Here is a 17,291-nt window from a genome sequence, read left to right on the forward strand (position 1 = left end):
ATTTAAAGTACTATCATCTTACCATATGAAGTGTAAAAAGATGATGGAAAACAGAGTGAAATCCCCCTGAAATAACGAGGGGGATTTTATTGGTTCATATGATGTTTCTGCAATTTAGCAAGTGCTTCCTGTGCAGCGTGCTGTTCTGCTTCTTTTTTAGAGCGTCCATTTCCGATTCCGAGCACTTCACCTCGAAGGGATACATTTGCTTCAAATTCCCGGTTATGTGCAGGGCCTTTTTCATGCAGGATACGGTATTCAAGCACACCTTTTCCATCGCGCTGCACAAATTCTTGCAGCTGGCTTTTAAAGTCCATGACATGCGAGAACGCTCCATCATTAATTTTCGGATAAACGTACGCTTCTAGGAACCGTTCAACTGGCTCCAGTCCCTGATCTAAATAAAGTGCACCGATAAACGCCTCGAATACGTCCGCTAAGAGTGCTGGGCGTTTTCTGCCGCCTGTCATTTCTTCGCCTTTTCCTAAAAGAACAAGATCACCGAAGGACAGCTCATGTGCTAGTGATACAAGTGACGGTTCACATACGATCGCCGCTCTTAGTTTCGTTAAATCTCCCTCGCTCATCGCTGGATATTTTGCAAATAAGAATTGAGAGATGGTCAATTCTAAAACAGCATCTCCTAAAAATTCAAGTCTTTCATTGTCCTCGTATGGCTTTTTCCGGTGTTCATTCACATAAGAGGAATGGGTAAAAGCTTGATATAGAAGCTTTTCATTTTTAAAGTGTACAGAAATGCGCTGCTGGAATTCTCTAAATTGCTCTAGTTTTTTGCTCTGTTTCTGTTTGTCTTTATATTGTTTTGGCATAGCAACCTCCAGGTAGGCGTAATCGCCTTTAAGGATACTGATTATATGGAGTCTCTCTTTCTACATGCAGGGAAACATTGCTCCCAGCATCTGAAAAAGGCTGACAATTGATCAGCTGAATGTGTTGAAACTAACATAAATTTTCAAAGTCCCGTCGAAAGTAGACGGGACTTTGTTACGCTTATTGCTGGTTATTTATGTAGTTCACAGCGTCACCGACTGTTGCAATTTTTTCAGCATCTTCGTCAGAAATTTCCATATCGAACTCATCTTCAAGTTCCATAACTAGCTCAACTACATCAAGGGAATCAGCGCCTAAATCTTCTTTAAATGAAGCTTCCATTTTCACGTCAGCCTCATCAACGCCAAGGCGGTCTACAATAATTTTTGATACACGCTCTAATACGTCTGCCATTGCCTTTCACCTCCCCTCAAAGTATTATAGTTGATTCGTTTTTAAAAAACTAGAGAAAACCTAATGAAATTTTGATATTTCTTAGGACATGACCATTCCGCCATCTACTTGGATGGTTTGGCCTGTAATATAACCTGCTCCTTCTGAAGCTAAAAAGACAACAACGTTGCTAATATCTTCAGGTGCACCAAAGCGTGCGAGCGGGATTTGTTTGAGCATTTCCGTCTGTACATTGTCATCAAGCTTGTCAGTCATATCTGTTGAAATAAAACCTGGTGCTACTGCATTCACTGTAATATGGCGGGTTGCCAGCTCTTTAGCTGTTGTTTTCGTTAATCCGATGACGCCAGCTTTTGCTGCAACATAGTTTGCTTGTCCAGGGTTTCCACACACACCAACGACTGAAGCCAAATTGATGATTCTTCCGCTTCTTTGCTTCATCATTTGACGTGTCACGGCTTTTGTACAGTTAAAGACACCTTTTAAGTTTATGTTAATAACATCATCCCATTCATTCTCTTTCATTCTCATGAGCAGGTTGTCCTTTGTGATGCCTGCATTATTCACAAGAATGTCAATTGAACCAAAGGTATCAATCGCTTGTTTCATCATAGCTTGTACTTCTTCAGCATTTGAGACATCAGCTTTCACAGCAAATGCCTGCTGGCCGAGTGCTTTGATTTCATCTACGACTTCATTTGCTTTTGCTTCGTTTCCAGAATAGTTCACGACAACATTTGCACCACTTTTCGCTAGATCGATCGCGATGGAACGGCCAATCCCGCGTGATGCTCCTGTTACAACGGCTGTTTTATTTGTAAGCATCAAGAATCCCCCTTGAGTGTTTGAATGGCTGCTTCAATTGTTTCTTGATCTGAAACGGAAATCGTCGTCAGGCGGCGATTCACTTTTTTCACAAGACCTGAAAGCACTTTGCCAGGACCAATTTCAATAAATGTTGTGACGCCTAGATCAATGAGGCGTTCCACACTTTCTTCAAAACGAACTGGAGAATACAGTTGTTCAATGAGCTTTGTCTCAATGTCATCACGAGATGTCACGATGTCTGCTGTTACATTTGAGATGACCGGAGTTTCGGCATCCGCAATATCCAGCTTTGACAAAACATCTGTAAATTTTTCAGCAGCTGGTTTCATTAATGCAGAATGGAAAGGTCCGCTCACTTCAAGAGCAATTGCACGTTTAGCGCCTTTTTCTTTCGCTTTCTCTGAAGCAAGTTCTACCCCTTTTGCTGTACCAGAGATGACGATTTGACCAGGACAGTTTAAGTTAGCGAGCTCTACAAGGTGACCGCTCTCTGTCACTTCTTTTGTCACTTCGACAAGTGCCGCTTTGTCTAAGCCGAGAATCGCTGCCATGGCGCCTTCTCCTGCTGGAACAGCTTCATTCATTAATTCTCCGCGCTTTCTGACTGCATAAACAGCATCTTTAAACGAAAGTGCGCCTGCTGCAACGAGGGCAGTGTATTCGCCAAGACTGTGTCCTGCTGCATAATCGGCTTTGATTCCGCTCTCTTCAAATTTCTTTAAGATGGCGATACTTGTCGTTAAAAGAGCTGGCTGCGCGTTATAAGTGAGCGTCAGTTCTTCTGCATCCCCTTCAAAAATCATAGAAGATAAATCAAACCCGAGGGTATTGTCTGCTTCTTCAAATACAGCTTTAGATACTGTTTCTTGGTCAAATAAATCTTTTCCCATGCCAATTTTTTGAGAGCCTTGGCCAGGGAATAAAAATGCAATTTTAGTCATGCTGCTTTACCTCCATTAAGACTCTTTCGTCGTTTCTTTTTGGACTTCTTGATGAATGATAGCTGAAACGTCTTTTTCTACGATATCACGCGCCTGACGAATTGCATGGAAAATGGCATTTTCATCAGAGGAGCCGTGCGCTTTAATAACAGGTGCCTTTAAACCAAATAAAGCGGCACCGCCATATTCGGAGTAATCCATTTTAGATTTCATCTGCATCAATTTCGGCTTCATCATGCCTGCTGCTATTTTTGCTGTGAAACTGGATGTTAATGTTTCTTTCAGCATTTTAAAGACAGAAAGGGCTGTGCCTTCAATTGTTTTAAGCGCAATATTTCCTGTGAAACCATCTGTGACAACAACGTCAGCAACACCTTCTAATAAGTCACGGGACTCTACATTTCCTACGAAATTCAAGTCTGATGCTTTTAATAATTCAAAGGTTTTTTTCGTTAAATCGTTGCCTTTTTTATCTTCTGTTCCTACATTTAACAGTCCAACACGCGGATTGCTCTTTGGGAAGACACGCTCTGCGTAGATGGATCCCATCATGGCATATTGCACGAGATGTTCTGGTTTTGCATCAACGTTGGCACCAACATCTAGTAATAAGAAGCCGCTGCCATCCAGTGTTGGCAAAGTGGGGGCAAGGGCCGGTCTGTCAATACCGTCAATTCTGCCTACGATAAACAGCCCAGCTGTCATGAGGGCGCCGGTATTTCCTGCTGAGATGCAGGCATCTGCTCGTCCCTCGGAAACTTCCTGCGCCATTTTCACCATAGATGAATCCTTTTTACGTCTGACTGCACGCACTGGTTCATCCGTCGGTTCAATGACTTCTTTTGCATCTAAAATCGTGATGCGATCGTTGTTTGTTATGTATGGTTTGATTTTGTTTTCATCGCCGACAAGTGTAATCTCGATATCTGAAAATGCTGTTAAGCTTTTTTGCACACCGTCAATAATGGCTTTAGGGGCATGATCTCCCCCCATTGCATCGACTGCAATTCTCATATTACGTGCCACCTTTTACTTTTGTTTTGAGCGATACATGACGAAGTCACCTGAGAAGACAACTTCCTCACCAACATAGCTGTTTACTTCAACTACGGTTCTTCCTTTTTCTTTATCATGTGAGGCTACTTTGGCTTTAGAGACGACTCTTTCGCCTTGTTTCACCTGCCTTGTAAACCTGATATTTGCTTTTGCTGTCAAAGCCAGTTCATCGTCGATGACGGCAACTGCCAGCGAATTTGCCTGGGCGAAGAGATGATGTCCCCTGGCAATTTGGTTTCGGCTGAATACATGCTCTTTTCTCACTTCTAAAATGGAAATGGCTTGGTCATCAAGTTCTACATCAATCATTTCTCCAATCACTTCATCCAGTGGAAGTGATTTTACTTCATCCTCTAATGTCTTTTCGGCCACATGCTTAATTCTTTCGCGTAATTCAGGGATCGACAGCTCTAAACGATCAAGACGAACCGTTTGTATGCTGACACCGAATTTACTTGCCAATTCTTCATCAGTAATGAATGGAGTCGAGCTGATCGTTTGCTGGAGGAGCTTTTGACGTTCTTTTTTATTTAGTTTCATATGCAGACACCATCCGTACATTTATGACTAGGTACTAATAGTAGTATATAATCTCATAGATGATAAATCAATCCTTGTTTCAAAAAGACAAGAAAATTCCTCCAGCGTTTGATCAGCTTAATTTATCTCCGCCCAGCACACCGCTGTCTATCAGCGTTTGCCGGAGTTCTTTGTATTCGGGATCCGTCCAAAAGGCGTCCGATTGGACAAGGTCTGCCGCATCTTTTCTAGCCGTTTCCAGCGCTCTATAGTCGTGAACCATATCTGCTACCTTAAATTCGGGCATCCCGCTTTGTTTTTTACCGAAGAAGTCGCCGGGTCCTCTTAGTTCTAAGTCCTTTTCAGACAGCTCAAAGCCATCGGTTGTTTCGGACATGATCCGCATCCGCTCTTTTCCCGTTTCTGACTTTGGATCAGCCATTAAAATACAAAATGATTGATGCTCTCCTCGGCCGACCCGCCCTCTTAGCTGATGAAGCTGAGACAATCCGAAGCGGTCTGCATCATAAATAACCATGATGGTTGCATTCGGCACGTTGACCCCGACTTCAACGACTGTGGTCGAAACGAGAATTTGCACTTCATTTGCGGTAAAGGCTCTCATGACCTGATCTTTTTCATCACTTGCCAGCTTCCCATGCATTAAGCCAATCGACCACTTACCGCGGTATGCTTCAGTCAGCATGCTATGGACATCAAGCGCATTTTGGACATCCAGCTTGTCTGATTCTTCAATGAGCGGACAAATAATATATGCCTGTCTGCCTTTTCTCAGCTCTTTATCCACAAAAGCAAGAATTCTCTCAAGCATGTCATGCTTCACCCAATACGTTTCGATTTGTTTTCTGCCAGCTGGCAATTCATCAATGACGGATACGTCCATTTCTCCAAAGACAGTGATCGCAAGTGTTCGCGGAATAGGTGTAGCAGTCATAAACAAGACATCCGGATCCTGCCCTTTACTTCGCAGTTTTTTCCGCTGCTCTACGCCAAACCGGTGCTGCTCATCTGTGATGACTAGACCGAGCTGCTGAAATTCGACTTCGTCTTGAATGAGTGCGTGCGTGCCGACTAAAATGTCAATCTCACCTTCTTTTAGACGTTCCAGCAATTCTCTGCGGCGCTTTCCTTTCACAGAGCTTGTCAAAAGGGCGATATTCAGTCCCCATTTTTCAAACAGCTGGTAAAGCGAATCCGCATGCTGTTCTGCCAAAATTTCTGTTGGGACCATTAATGCACCTTGAAAACCTGATAAATGAGCGGCATAAAGCGCAATGGCTGCAACAGCTGTTTTCCCTGAACCTACATCTCCTTGGAGCAGCCGGTTCATTCGATATGGAGACGCCATGTCTGACATGATTTCATCAAGCACTCTTGATTGTGCCTTTGTCAGTGGAAATGGCAGACTGTGAACAAACTCAAAAACAGCTTCTTTGGAAAACGGATGCTGGATGCCTGATGTTCTCTCTCGTTCTTTCTTTCTAATCGCCTGCATCTTCAGCTGAAAGATGAGAAATTCCTCGTACACAAAACGTCGTCTTGCTTGCTTGAGCGAGTCTCTTGTCTCTGGGAGATGAATGGTTTTTAACGCTTCCTGATAGGACATGAGCTTATAAGCAGAGACAAGCTGCTTTGGCAATGGATCTTCAGCTTTGTCTGCATAAAGTGACAAAGCTTGTTTCACAAAGCGTCTCATCATTTTCACGGTCACATTTTCTTTTACTGAATAAACGGGTTCTATACTGCCATCTTGCTCGTGCGTTCCTTTTTTAAATTCCTGTACCATGATAGATTGGCGGTTTTTATCCCATTTGCCTGTGACGGAAACTGTATCACCTAACACAAGGCTTCGTTTTAAATATGGCCGATTGAAACAAATCGCTGTAATGAGAAAACGCCCGACAAGCAGCCTGAATGTCAGCCTGCTTCGTTTTTTTCCATAATAGGTGAGAACGGGCTCACTATGTACTTTCCCTTCAACTGTGACTCGTTCGTCATGCCTTACTTCTTCTAAGTTACGAAGCTCATAGTCGTCATATCGATAAGGAAAGTAGCCGAGTAAATCGGCTACTGTGTAGATTCCAAGTTCATTGAGTGTTTTTTCGGTTTCCTCTCCAATCCCCTTCAGGACAGAGACATTATCTTGCAGTTTCTGTATCACGAGATGAGGTCACACCTCCGAAAATCTTCTTTTCAAGCTCTCTTGCTGTCGGTGTCGCAGCGAGTCCGCCTTGTGCTGTTTCACGTAGAGCTGTTGGCATCGTTTGACCGATTTTGTACATCGCATCAATGACTTCATCACAAGGAATGCGGCTAGTGATGCCGGCAAGTGCCATGTCTGCTGCGATCATAGCGTTAGATGCACCCATTGCATTTCGTTTCACGCACGGCACTTCGACAAGTCCTGCTACTGGATCGCAAACAAGTCCAAGCATATTTTTGAGTGTAATCGCCATCGCTTCTGCAGATTGCTGCGGTGTACCGCCTGCCATTTCGACAATAGCTGCTGCTGCCATACCTGATGCAGAACCTACCTCTGCCTGACAGCCGCCTGCTGCACCAGAAATGCTGGCGTTATTCGCCACAACAAAACCAAATGCGCCAGAAGTAAACAGGAATCTGACCATTTGTTCCTTTGTTGGCTTTAATGTTTCTTTCACTGCAAATAACGTACCTGGTACAACACCTGCTGAGCCTGCTGTAGGCGTTGCACAAATGGTTCCCATTGCGGCATTGACTTCATTTGTTGCAACAGCCTTACTAACAGCATCTAATATCGTATGACCAGACAGCGTTTTGCCTGATGCGATATAGGCTTGAAGTTTGACTGCATCTCCGCCTGTTAACCCTGATAATGATTTCACACCCTTCAGCCCGTTTTCCACAGCCTGCTCCATCACTTCTAGGTTGCGGTACATCTGGGAGAAAATTTCTTCACGTGACTTCCCTGTCACTTCCATTTCTTGCACAATCATAATTTCTGAAATGGAGGTATTCCGTTCTTCTGTTAGCTGCACGAGTTCTTTGACGTTTTTAAACATCATTCATAACCTCCTTGTTGTTACTCTGCAATTTGTGTGACTTGAATAATGTTTGGCAGCGTTTCAAGCTCTGATAGGACAGCTGGGTCAATATTTTGATCCACTTCAATTGTCATCAGTGCCTCTTGCCCGACATCTTTACGCGCCACTTCCATATGACCGATGTTAATGGCGAATTTCGCTAAGACATTGGCAACTGCCGCAATCGTCCCGTAGCGATCGTTATGAACCACAAGAATGGCAGGATGATTCCCTGAAAGCCTGAGCTCAAAGCCATTTAATTCTGTGATTTCAATTTTACCTCCGCCGATGGAAATCCCAATTAATTCAAGGCTTCCGTTCGCATCTGAAATCTCTACTTTTGCTGTATTTGGATGCGCCGGCACTGCCTCTTCTTCTTTAAATTCAATATCGATCTCTTTGCTTTTAGCAATATCGATCGCTGTTTTGATTCGTTCATCAAATGTATCAAAGTCAAGAACACCGCCGATAATGGCGACATCTGTACCATGCCCTTTATACGTATCTTTAAAGGAACCATAAAATGAAACGACAATTCGTTTCGGCTCTCTTCCAAATAAGCTGCGAGCTACTCTCCCGATACGAGCCGCACCCGCTGTGTGCGAACTTGATGGCCCAATCATGACAGGTCCAATAATATCAAACACACTTCTAAATTTCATAGGTCTTCCCCTCTCATCACCACTCACGTATGGTTTGGTTCTTTCTTTAGACTAATGGATTCATTCGTTTCCCGCAACTCATTTCACCGTGGAATGGCTAGTAAAAAATTGCAAAAGAAGAAGAAGGGCTTTATTTGCCCTTCTTTCGTTATTCAACCGCCAAAATATATGAATAAAGCGGCTGTTTTCCATCGTGGACTTCAACTTCTACATCTTCAAATGTTTCTTCAATAAAGGCTTGTAACGCATCCATCTCATCGGATGATGCATCTTCCCCTTTAATGATGGTGACAATCTCATCATCTTCTGTCACCATTTTGGCGAGAAGTTCTTTTGCAGCATCTAATTGATTTTTCGATGTTAAGGTGATTTTCCCGTTGAACAGACCCATATAGTCACCTTTCGCAATGTCGATTCCATCAATTTGAGTATCTCTCACTGCAAAGGTAATTTGCCCGCTTTTCACATGGTCAATCGCTTCTAGCATCGCTCTTTCGTTATCTTCGTTTGAAGCTGCTTCATTGAGAGAAAGAAGTGCCGACATTCCTTGAGGAACGGTCTTCGTCGGAATGACAACGACCTCACGGTTTGAGACAGTTGCCGCCTGTTTAGCTGCCATGACAATATTAGAATTATTAGGTAAGATAAAGACGGTTTCGGCATGTACGCTCTCTATTGCTGTGACAATGTCTTCTGTGCTCGGATTCATCGTCTGCCCGCCTTCAATGACGACAGAAGCTCCGATGCTTTTGAACAAGTCAGCAATTCCTTCTCCCATTGCGACACTGACGACGCCAAAGCGCTGTTTTTCAGCAGCAGGTGCTTTTGGTGCAGCAGGTGCATGTTCTCTTTCTTCGTTCACAATTGAGCTATGCTGCTCTCTCATGTTTTCAATTTTCATATTAATCAAGCTGCCGTAACGCTGTGCATATGATAAAACATCTCCCGGCTGCTCTGCATGAATATGAACTTTCGCAAGTGTATCGTCAGACACCACAAGAAGTGAATCTCCGAATTCACTTAAATCTTCTCTGAAGGCATTCTCATCAAAGGACTGTTTGTCTTCTTCAAATTTCACCATAAATTCAGTACAGTAGCCAAATTCGATATCTTCTGTGTTCATATGGCTTTGCGCACTTTTATGATGCTCTGCACTGACAAGTTCTTTTAGCGTCGGTAAAGAAGCCGCTTTAGGAGGAAGCTCTTCTCCTCTTAATGAAGCAAGGAAACCTTCATATACGCATAGAAGTCCTTTACCTCCACTATCGACAACACCCACTTCTTTTAAGACAGGAAGCAGATCTGGCGTTCGATCAAGTGATGCTCTTGCTTCCTCAATCGTCAACTCTAGAACGCGGTCAATTTGATCTTCTGCCGCTGAAACAGCAACCGCTTTCTTTGCTGCATCCTTTGCAACCGTTAAGATGGTTCCTTCAATCGGTTTCATCACGGCTTTATATGCTGTATCAACACCCGCCTGTAAGGCAAGAGCAAATTCTTTTGCATCAATCGTTTCTTTTTGTTCAATATGTTTACTGAAACCTCTAAAGAGCTGTGACAGGATCACGCCTGAGTTTCCTCTTGCGCCCATCAATAACCCTTTCGAGAGAGCCACGCCGACCTTCCCAATATGATCGGTATTTGTTTCTTCAACTGCTTTTGCCCCTGAAGTCATCGACAAATTCATATTTGTCCCCGTGTCTCCGTCTGGCACTGGAAAAACATTTAACGCATCCACAATTTGTGCGTTTTGAGAAAGATGGTGAGCACCTGCAAGAATCATTTTTGCAAATGAGCGGCCATCAAGATTTCTAATAGACAATATATTTCCTCCTTACTACGGGTTCGTAACTTTTACTCCTTGTACATAAATGTTGACCGAGTCAACAGAAAGTCCAATTGTGTGATGAATCGTGTATTTGACTTTCGTTTGAACATTATGTGCGACTTCTGATATTTTTGTACCGTAGCTGACGATGATGTACATATCAATATGAATGCGGTCTTCTTTTTGACGCACAAGAACACCCCGGCTGAAGTTCTCTTTGCGGAGAATATCCGTCAAACCGTCCTTGATTTGATTTTTGGACGCCATGCCAACAATACCATAGCAATCGATCGCAGCGCCTCCTGCCACCATTGCAATGACTTCATTTGATATATCAATTTGTCCGTATTTCGTTCTAAGTTCAATGGACACATTGGTTCCCCCTTTTTGAGAAATTGCCCTGAGTTATCACTATTTTACTATAAGACCCTTCTTTTTAAAAGAAATCATTCAATCCGACCCAATCCTACTTATACTATAGCCTTGATTTTTTATCAAGATGTCAAGGTATTTTTCTTGAAAGAGGAGTAAACAATCCTTGCAAACCCCTTGAAGCTGTGGTAAATTATTAAAGTATCTTGAGGCATCTCTAAGTACGTATATGAAGAATATGATGATGTTTTCGCAGTTAGGAGGGAAACAAATGGCACGTAAATGCGTTATTACAGGCAGAAAAACAAAAGCTGGGAACAACCGTTCTCACGCAATGAACTCTACAAAACGTACATGGGGCGCGAACCTTCAAAAAGTTCGTATTCTAGTGGACGGTAAGCCTAAAAGAGTATATGTATCAGCTCGAGCTTTGAAATCTGGTAAAGTTGAGCGTGTATAAGCAAGAGTAAACGCCTGCTACAATAAACTGTAGCAGGCGTTTTTATGTGGAAATAAAGGAGATTACTCATTAATCTTTTTTAAATGAACCAAGCATCGCACGGACAATGCCGCCAAGAAATCTAGGCAGTTTGATTGTATAAAATTTCATTTTGTCCCCCTCCTAAAAGTACCGCTTGCAGCACAATTGAGCTTAATCAGCCATCCACATTGATAGGTTGGTCAATCTTTGCTTCTTACCATTATTAATATGCCTTCATGAAAAGAAAAAGTACCATTTGAGTGGATGAGTTCGTTACTAATACATAGTGTGGAACCGGGCTCAATATGACAATTTTTCAGAGGATATTTGAAACCTTTTAATGTCAGCTTTTCAACCGATGTACCAAAGGGCAGAAACGACACATATTTTTTATCCGGGTCTTCTTTGATTTCGTATGTACCAGGCCCAAACATTTGAATGATATTTTGTTTATCTACAAGAGTCATGTTCTGCTTGTGCTGAATGCCTTGATATAGAAGGTGAATATTTCCTAGAAAATGATCAGCCCTTCCTCCTGTAATGCCGTAGATGTAAATATGCGCTGGGTGCTGGCGCATGGCCCAGTTCAGTGCAAGCTCTAAATCGGTTTCATCCTTTTCAGCCTGAAATACATTCAGGGCAGGCAATTTCTTTTTCAGCTCACAAAGCTCTTCTTCTGTCACACTGTCAAAATCACCAAAAGCCTTGGCAGGCATGATGCCGCGCTCTAGTAAAAAAAGCGTTCCCCGGTCTACACCAACCCAGAGAATATCATCCTGCGATGCTTCATGTTCAAGGGGCGGAATGTATTCAAAAGGACCGCCGGCTACGATATGTATGTGCATGATATACGCTCCTCTCCATGTAAAAAGAACCAAAGATCAGAGTGACTTTGGTTCCTTTTTTTACGCTTCTCGAATAGCCTGAATAGCAGCTGCACGGTTGTCTTTACCGTATACAGCTGAGCCGGCCACAAGTAAATTAGCGCCCGCCTCTTTACAGCTTTTTGCAGTCTCTACATTGACACCGCCGTCTATTTCTATGAGTAAGTCTGATAAGCCCTTTTGTTCGCTAAGGGTCTTCACTTCTTTTACCTTCGTGAGGACAGAAGGAATAAACGCCTGTCCGCCAAAACCAGGATTCACCGTCATGAATAAGACAAGGTCTACATCCTCTAATACATGCTCAATCTGAGAAACAGGTGTGTGCGGGTTCAAGACGACACCTGCTTTTACACCTTGTTCTTTTATGTGCTGTATCGTTCGGTGCAAGTGCGGACAAGCCTCAACATGGACAGAAATAATGTCAGCACCTGCTTTGGCGAATGCAGGAATATACCGGTCTGGCTGCTCAATCATTAAGTGAACATCAAGCGGCAGCTTTGTATGCGGTCTGATTGCTTGCACAACATTCGGCCCAAATGTGATATTCGGTACAAAATGGCCGTCCATCACATCGATATGGATGTAATCCGCTCCGCCTTGTTCCACATCACGGATATCTTTCTCCAAATTGGCGAAATCTGCTGATAAAATGGAAGGGGCAATATAAACCATGATTTAGTACCTCGGCTTTCTGTCTTTGATTTCAGTTAAAAACTCTAAATAATGCTGATAGCGATACTCTCTGATTCGCTCTTGTTCGACCGCATCTTTTACCGCACAGCCTGGCTCTTTCACGTGCAGGCAGCCTCTAAACTTACAATCTGCACTCCGCTCTTTGATTTCTAAAAAGTAAAGACCTAAATCTTCCGCTTCGATGCCGGTAAATTCGAGTGAGCTAAAGCCTGGTGTATCTGCAATAAGCCCTTCTGCTGTACGAATGAGTTCGACATGTCTTGTCGTATGTTTTCCTCTTCCAAGATGGGAGGAAATATCATTGGTTTTCAGCGCCAGATCAGGACTCATCGCATTTAAAAGGGAGGACTTGCCTACACCAGACTGACCAGCAAATACAGTGATCTTATTGTGAAAATGCGGGGTCAGCTTTTCAATTCCGTCTCCCTCGATCGTGGATGTTAAATGAACATCATATCCAATTTGCCGATAGTCCTCTGCATAGCCTTGAATACTTTCACGCTCTTCATCTGTTTTCAATAAGTCCACTTTTGTGATACAGATAATCGGCTCAATATCATTTGCTTCTACAAGCACTAGAAATCTGTCTAAAAGCGATGTGCTAAAGGTTGGTTCTGTCGCAGAGAAAACGAGCACCGCTTGATCGACGTTACTAATAGGCGGACGAACAAGTTCGTTTGTCCGCTCTTTTACTTCTAATAAGTAGCCTTCTTTATCGTTGTCTGCTTGATACACAACATAATCTCCAACAAGAGGTGTGATTTTGTTTTTTCGAAAAATACCTCTTGCTCTGCACTGAATCACTTTTCCACTTTCTAAAGACTCATCGAGCACATAATAAAATCCGCTTAATGCTTTAATAATTTTGCCCTCAGGCATAAAGTCCCTCCTTTATTCATCTTCAGGGTATTCGATCGTTTTAGAGCTTACGACTTTATCATCAACCGTCACTTGATAGTATCCTTTTTGACCTGGTTCAATCTTAAATTTAATGGTCCGTTCGGTTGGTGCAGTGATGTTAAAGGTTTCATATGAATCAGAAATGCTATGCTCAGCATCGTCAATGGAAATCTGAACGGTCATCTCTTGCCCTTCTGTTACTGGTTCATACGGGATGGCAATCTTCTCAGTCACTGTTTTAGCCGGTTTTTTCTTCGGCCCGAGTGAGAATGTGATCTTAACCGTATCACCTGGTTTCACAGCAGTACCTGCTACTGGCTCCTGTTTCATCACTTCACCTTTTGGCACATCATCAGAATACGCTTCTTTTTCATCAAGCTTTAATCCGTTATCCTCTAAATAATTCGATGCAGCCTGTTTACTATATGTCGTTAAATCCCGCAAAGTAATATCGGCAGGACCTATGCTGACCGTCAACGTCACTTCTTCATCTGCTGCCACAAGCTCAGTACTTGCTGAAGGTTTCTGTTCCATGACAATCCCAGATTCGGTGTCATTATCATTTACTTCCTCCACAACAACTTGCTTAAACCCTTTTTTCTCTAATAATTCTTTTGCTTTATCCACCTTTTCACCTGTTACATCAGGTAATTCGGTCTTTTCCTTGCCCGTACTTTGGTAAAGCTGAATCTCGGTTCCCTCTTTTACCTTTGTGCCGATTTTCGGGTCTGTTTTGACGATAAGCCCTTTTTCAATTTTTTCATCAGCGATCTCAATTGGATCAGAGGCGACGGTAAAGCCAGCGTTTTTCAAGGTATCCTCGGCTTTGTCAATCGTCATCCCAGATACATCAGTGACCTCCACATCTTTTGGAAAAAGCAGTCCCGGAAACACAGTGATGGCTAAAATGGTCGCAGCAGTCAGAATAAATAGGATGGATGCCACAATCCAAGGCCATTTTTTCCGTTTCTTTTTCGGCTTTTGTTTCTCTTTTTTCTTCGGTTTTTGCACTGGATGGACAGCTGTTTTTTCATTGTCTTGATCGACTTGATGATCTTGAATGATTGGGATCGCTTTCGTTGCTTCATGATCTTCTTCAATCACAAAGCGTTTTTCTTTTAGTCTTGAAGGGTCGAAAGCAGTTTGTAAATCTTTTTGCATTTCAGATGCATCTTCATATCGATAAAAAGGATCTTTGGCCATCGCCTTTAAAATGATGTTTTCCACGCTTTGTGGAACAGAAGGATTCCACCTTCTCACAGATGGCGGCTCTGATTGCAAATGCTTCAGCGCAACACTGACAGCTGATTCCCCTTCAAATGGCATGCGTCCAGAAATGAGTTCATAGAGCACAATGCCAAGTGAATAGATGTCTGATTTTTTCGTCGCAAGACCTCCGCGTGCTTGTTCTGGAGACAAATAGTGCACGGATCCTAGGACCGAATTTGTGTGGGTGATGGTCGCTGAGCTGAGTGCTATAGCAATCCCGAAATCAGTGACTTTAATATTCCCCATGTTGTCTATTAATATATTGTGAGGCTTAATGTCCCGGTGGACGAGCTGTTTCGCATGGGCTTCTTCCATTGCGGCAACGACTTGCTCCATAATGCGAACGGCTTCTTTCGGATGAAGCGGGCCATTGGCGTGTATGTATTCTTTTAGCGTCATCCCCTCGACATATTCCATGACAATATAATAAATGTCATCTTCTTCCCCTACATCGTAGATGCTGACAATATTTGAATGATCTAAGCTTGCGGCTGATTGCGCCTCACGCCGGAAACGTCTAATAAAATCATCATCGCTTGCAAAGTCAAAGCGCAAAATTTTAATCGCGACTTCGCGATCTAAAATCATATCCTCCGCCAAATAAACGTTTGCCATTCCGCCTCCGCCTATGACGCGAAGAATCTGATAACGGCCGCTGATCCGTTTTCCGATCAACACTTGCTGTCACCCTCCTCTGGCTGGGAGGAGATTTCTAACAATACTGCTGTAATGTTATCTTCACCGCCGTTGTCATTCGCTGTTTGGATTAATGCTGTTACTTTTTCATCTGGTGCGGTCGTTTGGTTTAAAATATGAATCAAATTCTCTTCTTCTACTTTATTTGATAATCCATCTGAGCAAAGCAGGATTTGATCTCCTGGGTCCACTTCAAAAGTATGTGCATCGATTTGAACGTGTTTATCTGTTCCCAATGCTTTTGTCAGCACATTTTTTCTTGGATGATATTCTGCATCCTCTTTAGAAATTTCACCTGTTTTCACAAGCTCATTTACAAGTGAATGGTCATCTGTTAGCTGGGTCAGTGCTCCTTCTCTTAGCAAGTAGCAGCGGCTGTCTCCAATATGGGCAATTGTGACCGTTTGCAAATGAACGAGCGCACAAACAATGGTTGTCCCCATTCCTTGGCACTCCTCATTATTTTTCGCATGTTCATACACTTGATCATTAATGTCACTAATTTTTGAGATTAACCAGCTTTCTTGCTCTGCTGGTTTTGCTGGGATTGAAGATGTTTCTTCCCAGTATTCTTTTAAAGAAGAGACGGCCATCCTGCTGGCGACATCACCAGCAAGATGACCTCCCATTCCATCAGCTACAACAGCTAGAAGGGTGTCTTCTTTTGCTTCAAAAATACCTGCATCATCTTCATTATGCTGACGGACTTTTCCTGTATCGGTTTGAAAGGCTGCCCTTATCAACATTCGTCACCTCGTCTCTTCCTGACGCTCCTTCGCTCTTAGCTGACCGCAAGCAGCATCAATGTCATGGCCTTGCTCTCGTCTAATCGTTACGTTTACGCCGCGTTCTTTCAGCGTTTTTTCAAATAGGAAGATTTGTTCTCTCGGTGTTCTTACATAATCCCTTTCCGGTACATAGTTCACCGGAATGAGGTTCACGTGGCACTTGATTCCTTTTAATAAGTCTGCAAGCTCTTCTGCATGATGAACTTGATCATTTACTCCGCCAAACAGGCCGTATTCAAAGCTGACACGTCTTCCTGTTTTTTGAATGTAGTATTCAATGGCTTCCATTAATTTCGGCAGCTTATATGCCTTATTGATCGGCATAAGACGGCTTCTGATCTCTGTGTTTGGTGCATGCAGGGAGACAGCAAAATTGATTTGCATTTGCTCATCAGCGAATTGATAGATCTTTGGAATGATTCCGCTTGTTGACACTGTAATATGACGCGCGCCAATATTTAAGCCGTTGTCATGGTTGATGATTTTAAGGAAGGCAAGCATTTCGTCAAAGTTATCAAACGGTTCACCAATTCCCATGATGACAACCGAGCTGACTCTCTCATCTGTTTCGTCAAGTGCCTGCTGCACTTTCAATACTTGAGCAACGATTTCTCCTGCTTCAAGGTTTCGTTTTAACCCGCCAAGTGTAGATGCACAGAATGTACAGCCAATTCGGCAGCCAACCTGAGTTGTAACACAGACAGAGTTTCCGTATTCGTGGCGCATCAGCACTGTTTCAATCGTATATCCATCATGTAATTCAAATAAAAACTTGATCGTTCCGTCTTGAGACGTTTGTTTGATCACGGTTTTTAATGTGGTGATCGCAAATTGATTTTTTAATTTTTCTCTTAAATCCTTTGAAAGGTTAGACATATCGTCAAAGGATGTCACACGTTTCTCATAAAGCCACTCGAAAATTTGAGCTGCGCGGAAAGGCTTTTCGCCTTGTTCTTTTAACCATTCTTTCATTTCGTGAAGCTCAAATGAGTAGATCGACGGCATTTCTGTCTTCAGTTCTTTTCTTACTTTTTGTTCTGTCATTT

19 protein-coding genes are annotated in these 17,291 nt (G+C 42.9%); 1 reads left to right on the forward strand and 18 read right to left on the reverse strand.

Annotated elements, in window-relative coordinates; translation table 11 throughout:
• Positions 1–86: 86 nt before the first annotated feature.
• From rnc to AC3WTB_RS01710, 11 genes are all read right to left on the reverse strand, one after another.
• Positions 87–830: a ribonuclease III gene (gene rnc / locus AC3WTB_RS01660; RefSeq protein ID WP_008344850.1), complete on the reverse strand. Its 744-nt coding sequence runs from the start codon at positions 828–830 to the stop codon at positions 87–89.
• A 181-nt stretch (positions 831–1,011) separates the two neighbouring features.
• Entirely contained in the window at positions 1,012–1,245 is a 234-nt protein-coding gene (gene acpP, locus AC3WTB_RS01665; RefSeq protein ID WP_008344853.1) for an acyl carrier protein, read from the reverse strand.
• An 81-nt stretch (positions 1,246–1,326) separates the two neighbouring features.
• Positions 1,327–2,070, reverse strand: coding sequence for a 3-oxoacyl-[acyl-carrier-protein] reductase (gene fabG / locus AC3WTB_RS01670; RefSeq protein ID WP_039178486.1), 744 nt, complete (start codon positions 2,068–2,070; stop codon positions 1,327–1,329).
• Positions 2,070–3,014 carry an ACP S-malonyltransferase gene (gene fabD / locus AC3WTB_RS01675; RefSeq protein ID WP_492333234.1) on the reverse strand — a complete coding sequence of 315 codons (945 nt, stop codon included), beginning with the start codon at positions 3,012–3,014 and terminating at the stop codon, positions 2,070–2,072. Before fabD ends, fabG begins: the two co-directional genes overlap by 1 nt.
• A 15-nt stretch (positions 3,015–3,029) precedes the next feature.
• Positions 3,030–4,028 carry a phosphate acyltransferase PlsX gene (plsX, locus tag AC3WTB_RS01680; protein ID WP_024426965.1) on the reverse strand — a complete coding sequence of 333 codons (999 nt, stop codon included), beginning with the start codon at positions 4,026–4,028 and terminating at the stop codon, positions 3,030–3,032.
• Between the two features lie 15 nt (positions 4,029–4,043).
• Complete coding sequence (gene fapR, locus AC3WTB_RS01685) at positions 4,044–4,610, reverse strand: transcription factor FapR (protein ID WP_024424199.1); 567 nt, start codon at positions 4,608–4,610, stop codon at positions 4,044–4,046.
• A gap of 112 nt (positions 4,611–4,722) precedes the next feature.
• Complete coding sequence (recG, locus tag AC3WTB_RS01690) at positions 4,723–6,771, reverse strand: ATP-dependent DNA helicase RecG (protein WP_039178477.1); 2,049 nt, start codon at positions 6,769–6,771, stop codon at positions 4,723–4,725.
• Positions 6,749–7,651 carry an L-serine ammonia-lyase, iron-sulfur-dependent, subunit alpha gene (gene sdaAA, locus AC3WTB_RS01695; protein WP_024424200.1) on the reverse strand — a complete coding sequence of 301 codons (903 nt, stop codon included), beginning with the start codon at positions 7,649–7,651 and terminating at the stop codon, positions 6,749–6,751. Before sdaAA ends, recG begins: the two co-directional genes overlap by 23 nt.
• A gap of 20 nt (positions 7,652–7,671) precedes the next feature.
• Positions 7,672–8,334, reverse strand: a complete 663-nt coding sequence (gene sdaAB, locus AC3WTB_RS01700; protein ID WP_024424201.1) for an L-serine ammonia-lyase, iron-sulfur-dependent subunit beta — start codon at positions 8,332–8,334, stop codon at positions 7,672–7,674.
• A gap of 148 nt (positions 8,335–8,482) precedes the next feature.
• Positions 8,483–10,156, reverse strand: a complete 1,674-nt coding sequence (locus AC3WTB_RS01705; protein ID WP_327841986.1) for a DAK2 domain-containing protein — start codon at positions 10,154–10,156, stop codon at positions 8,483–8,485.
• Between the two features lie 15 nt (positions 10,157–10,171).
• Positions 10,172–10,534 (reverse strand): Asp23/Gls24 family envelope stress response protein, encoded by a 363-nt coding sequence (locus tag AC3WTB_RS01710; protein ID WP_008344871.1) that lies wholly within the window; start codon positions 10,532–10,534, stop codon positions 10,172–10,174.
• 271 nt (positions 10,535–10,805) lie between these two features.
• Here AC3WTB_RS01710 and rpmB point away from each other — a divergent pair, with 271 nt between their 5' ends.
• Positions 10,806–10,994: a 50S ribosomal protein L28 gene (rpmB, locus tag AC3WTB_RS01715; protein ID WP_003212514.1), complete on the forward strand. Its 189-nt coding sequence runs from the start codon at positions 10,806–10,808 to the stop codon at positions 10,992–10,994.
• Positions 10,995–11,063: 69 nt separating this feature from the next.
• Here rpmB and spoVM read toward each other — a convergent pair whose 3' ends face one another.
• The 7 genes from spoVM to rlmN all read right to left on the reverse strand — a co-directional run bounded on the left by spoVM (position 11,064) and on the right by rlmN (position 17,289).
• Positions 11,064–11,144, reverse strand: coding sequence for a stage V sporulation protein SpoVM (gene spoVM, locus AC3WTB_RS01720; RefSeq protein WP_008354550.1), 81 nt, complete (start codon positions 11,142–11,144; stop codon positions 11,064–11,066).
• A gap of 71 nt (positions 11,145–11,215) precedes the next feature.
• Positions 11,216–11,860 (reverse strand): thiamine diphosphokinase, encoded by a 645-nt coding sequence (locus tag AC3WTB_RS01725; protein ID WP_039178468.1) that lies wholly within the window; start codon positions 11,858–11,860, stop codon positions 11,216–11,218.
• A 60-nt stretch (positions 11,861–11,920) separates the two neighbouring features.
• Positions 11,921–12,571: a ribulose-phosphate 3-epimerase gene (gene rpe / locus AC3WTB_RS01730; RefSeq protein ID WP_144491193.1), complete on the reverse strand. Its 651-nt coding sequence runs from the start codon at positions 12,569–12,571 to the stop codon at positions 11,921–11,923.
• A gap of 3 nt (positions 12,572–12,574) precedes the next feature.
• Complete coding sequence (gene rsgA / locus AC3WTB_RS01735; protein WP_327841984.1) at positions 12,575–13,471, reverse strand: ribosome small subunit-dependent GTPase A; 897 nt, start codon at positions 13,469–13,471, stop codon at positions 12,575–12,577.
• Between the two features lie 12 nt (positions 13,472–13,483).
• Entirely contained in the window at positions 13,484–15,439 is a 1,956-nt protein-coding gene (gene pknB, locus AC3WTB_RS01740) for a Stk1 family PASTA domain-containing Ser/Thr kinase (protein WP_492333235.1), read from the reverse strand.
• Complete coding sequence (locus tag AC3WTB_RS01745; protein WP_029706534.1) at positions 15,433–16,203, reverse strand: Stp1/IreP family PP2C-type Ser/Thr phosphatase; 771 nt, start codon at positions 16,201–16,203, stop codon at positions 15,433–15,435. Before AC3WTB_RS01745 ends, pknB begins: the two co-directional genes overlap by 7 nt.
• 3 nt (positions 16,204–16,206) lie before the next feature.
• Positions 16,207–17,289, reverse strand: a complete 1,083-nt coding sequence (gene rlmN, locus AC3WTB_RS01750; protein ID WP_024424208.1) for a dual-specificity RNA methyltransferase RlmN — start codon at positions 17,287–17,289, stop codon at positions 16,207–16,209.
• Positions 17,290–17,291: the final 2 nt, after the last annotated feature.

The organism is Bacillus sp. EB106-04-04-XG123 (assembly GCF_058791855.1).

Excerpts from the sequence above, each read along its gene's own strand:
- fabD (WP_492333234.1), bottom strand. The coding sequence starts at position 3,014 with ATGACTAAAATTGCATTTTTATTCCCTGGCCAAGGCTCTCAAAAAATT.
- fabG (WP_039178486.1), bottom strand. The coding sequence starts at position 2,070 with ATGCTTACAAATAAAACAGCCGTTGTAACAGGAGCATCACGCGGGATT.
- rlmN (WP_024424208.1), bottom strand. The coding sequence starts at position 17,289 with ATGACAGAACAAAAAGTAAGAAAAGAACTGAAGACAGAAATGCCGTCG.
- sdaAA (WP_024424200.1), bottom strand. The coding sequence starts at position 7,651 with ATGTTTAAAAACGTCAAAGAACTCGTGCAGCTAACAGAAGAACGGAAT.
- AC3WTB_RS01725 (WP_039178468.1), bottom strand. The coding sequence starts at position 11,860 with ATGCACATACATATCGTAGCCGGCGGTCCTTTTGAATACATTCCGCCC.
- rsgA (WP_327841984.1), bottom strand. The coding sequence starts at position 13,471 with ATGCCTGAGGGCAAAATTATTAAAGCATTAAGCGGATTTTATTATGTG.
- plsX (WP_024426965.1), bottom strand. The coding sequence starts at position 4,028 with ATGAGAATTGCAGTCGATGCAATGGGGGGAGATCATGCCCCTAAAGCC.
- AC3WTB_RS01745 (WP_029706534.1), bottom strand. The coding sequence starts at position 16,203 with ATGTTGATAAGGGCAGCCTTTCAAACCGATACAGGAAAAGTCCGTCAG.
- acpP (WP_008344853.1), bottom strand. The coding sequence starts at position 1,245 with ATGGCAGACGTATTAGAGCGTGTATCAAAAATTATTGTAGACCGCCTT.
- fapR (WP_024424199.1), bottom strand. The coding sequence starts at position 4,610 with ATGAAACTAAATAAAAAAGAACGTCAAAAGCTCCTCCAGCAAACGATC.
- sdaAB (WP_024424201.1), bottom strand. The coding sequence starts at position 8,334 with ATGAAATTTAGAAGTGTGTTTGATATTATTGGACCTGTCATGATTGGG.
- rpe (WP_144491193.1), bottom strand. The coding sequence starts at position 12,571 with ATGGTTTATATTGCCCCTTCCATTTTATCAGCAGATTTCGCCAATTTG.
- spoVM (WP_008354550.1), bottom strand. The coding sequence starts at position 11,144 with ATGAAATTTTATACAATCAAACTGCCTAGATTTCTTGGCGGCATTGTC.
- rnc (WP_008344850.1), bottom strand. The coding sequence starts at position 830 with ATGCCAAAACAATATAAAGACAAACAGAAACAGAGCAAAAAACTAGAG.
- rpmB (WP_003212514.1), top strand. The coding sequence starts at position 10,806 with ATGGCACGTAAATGCGTTATTACAGGCAGAAAAACAAAAGCTGGGAAC.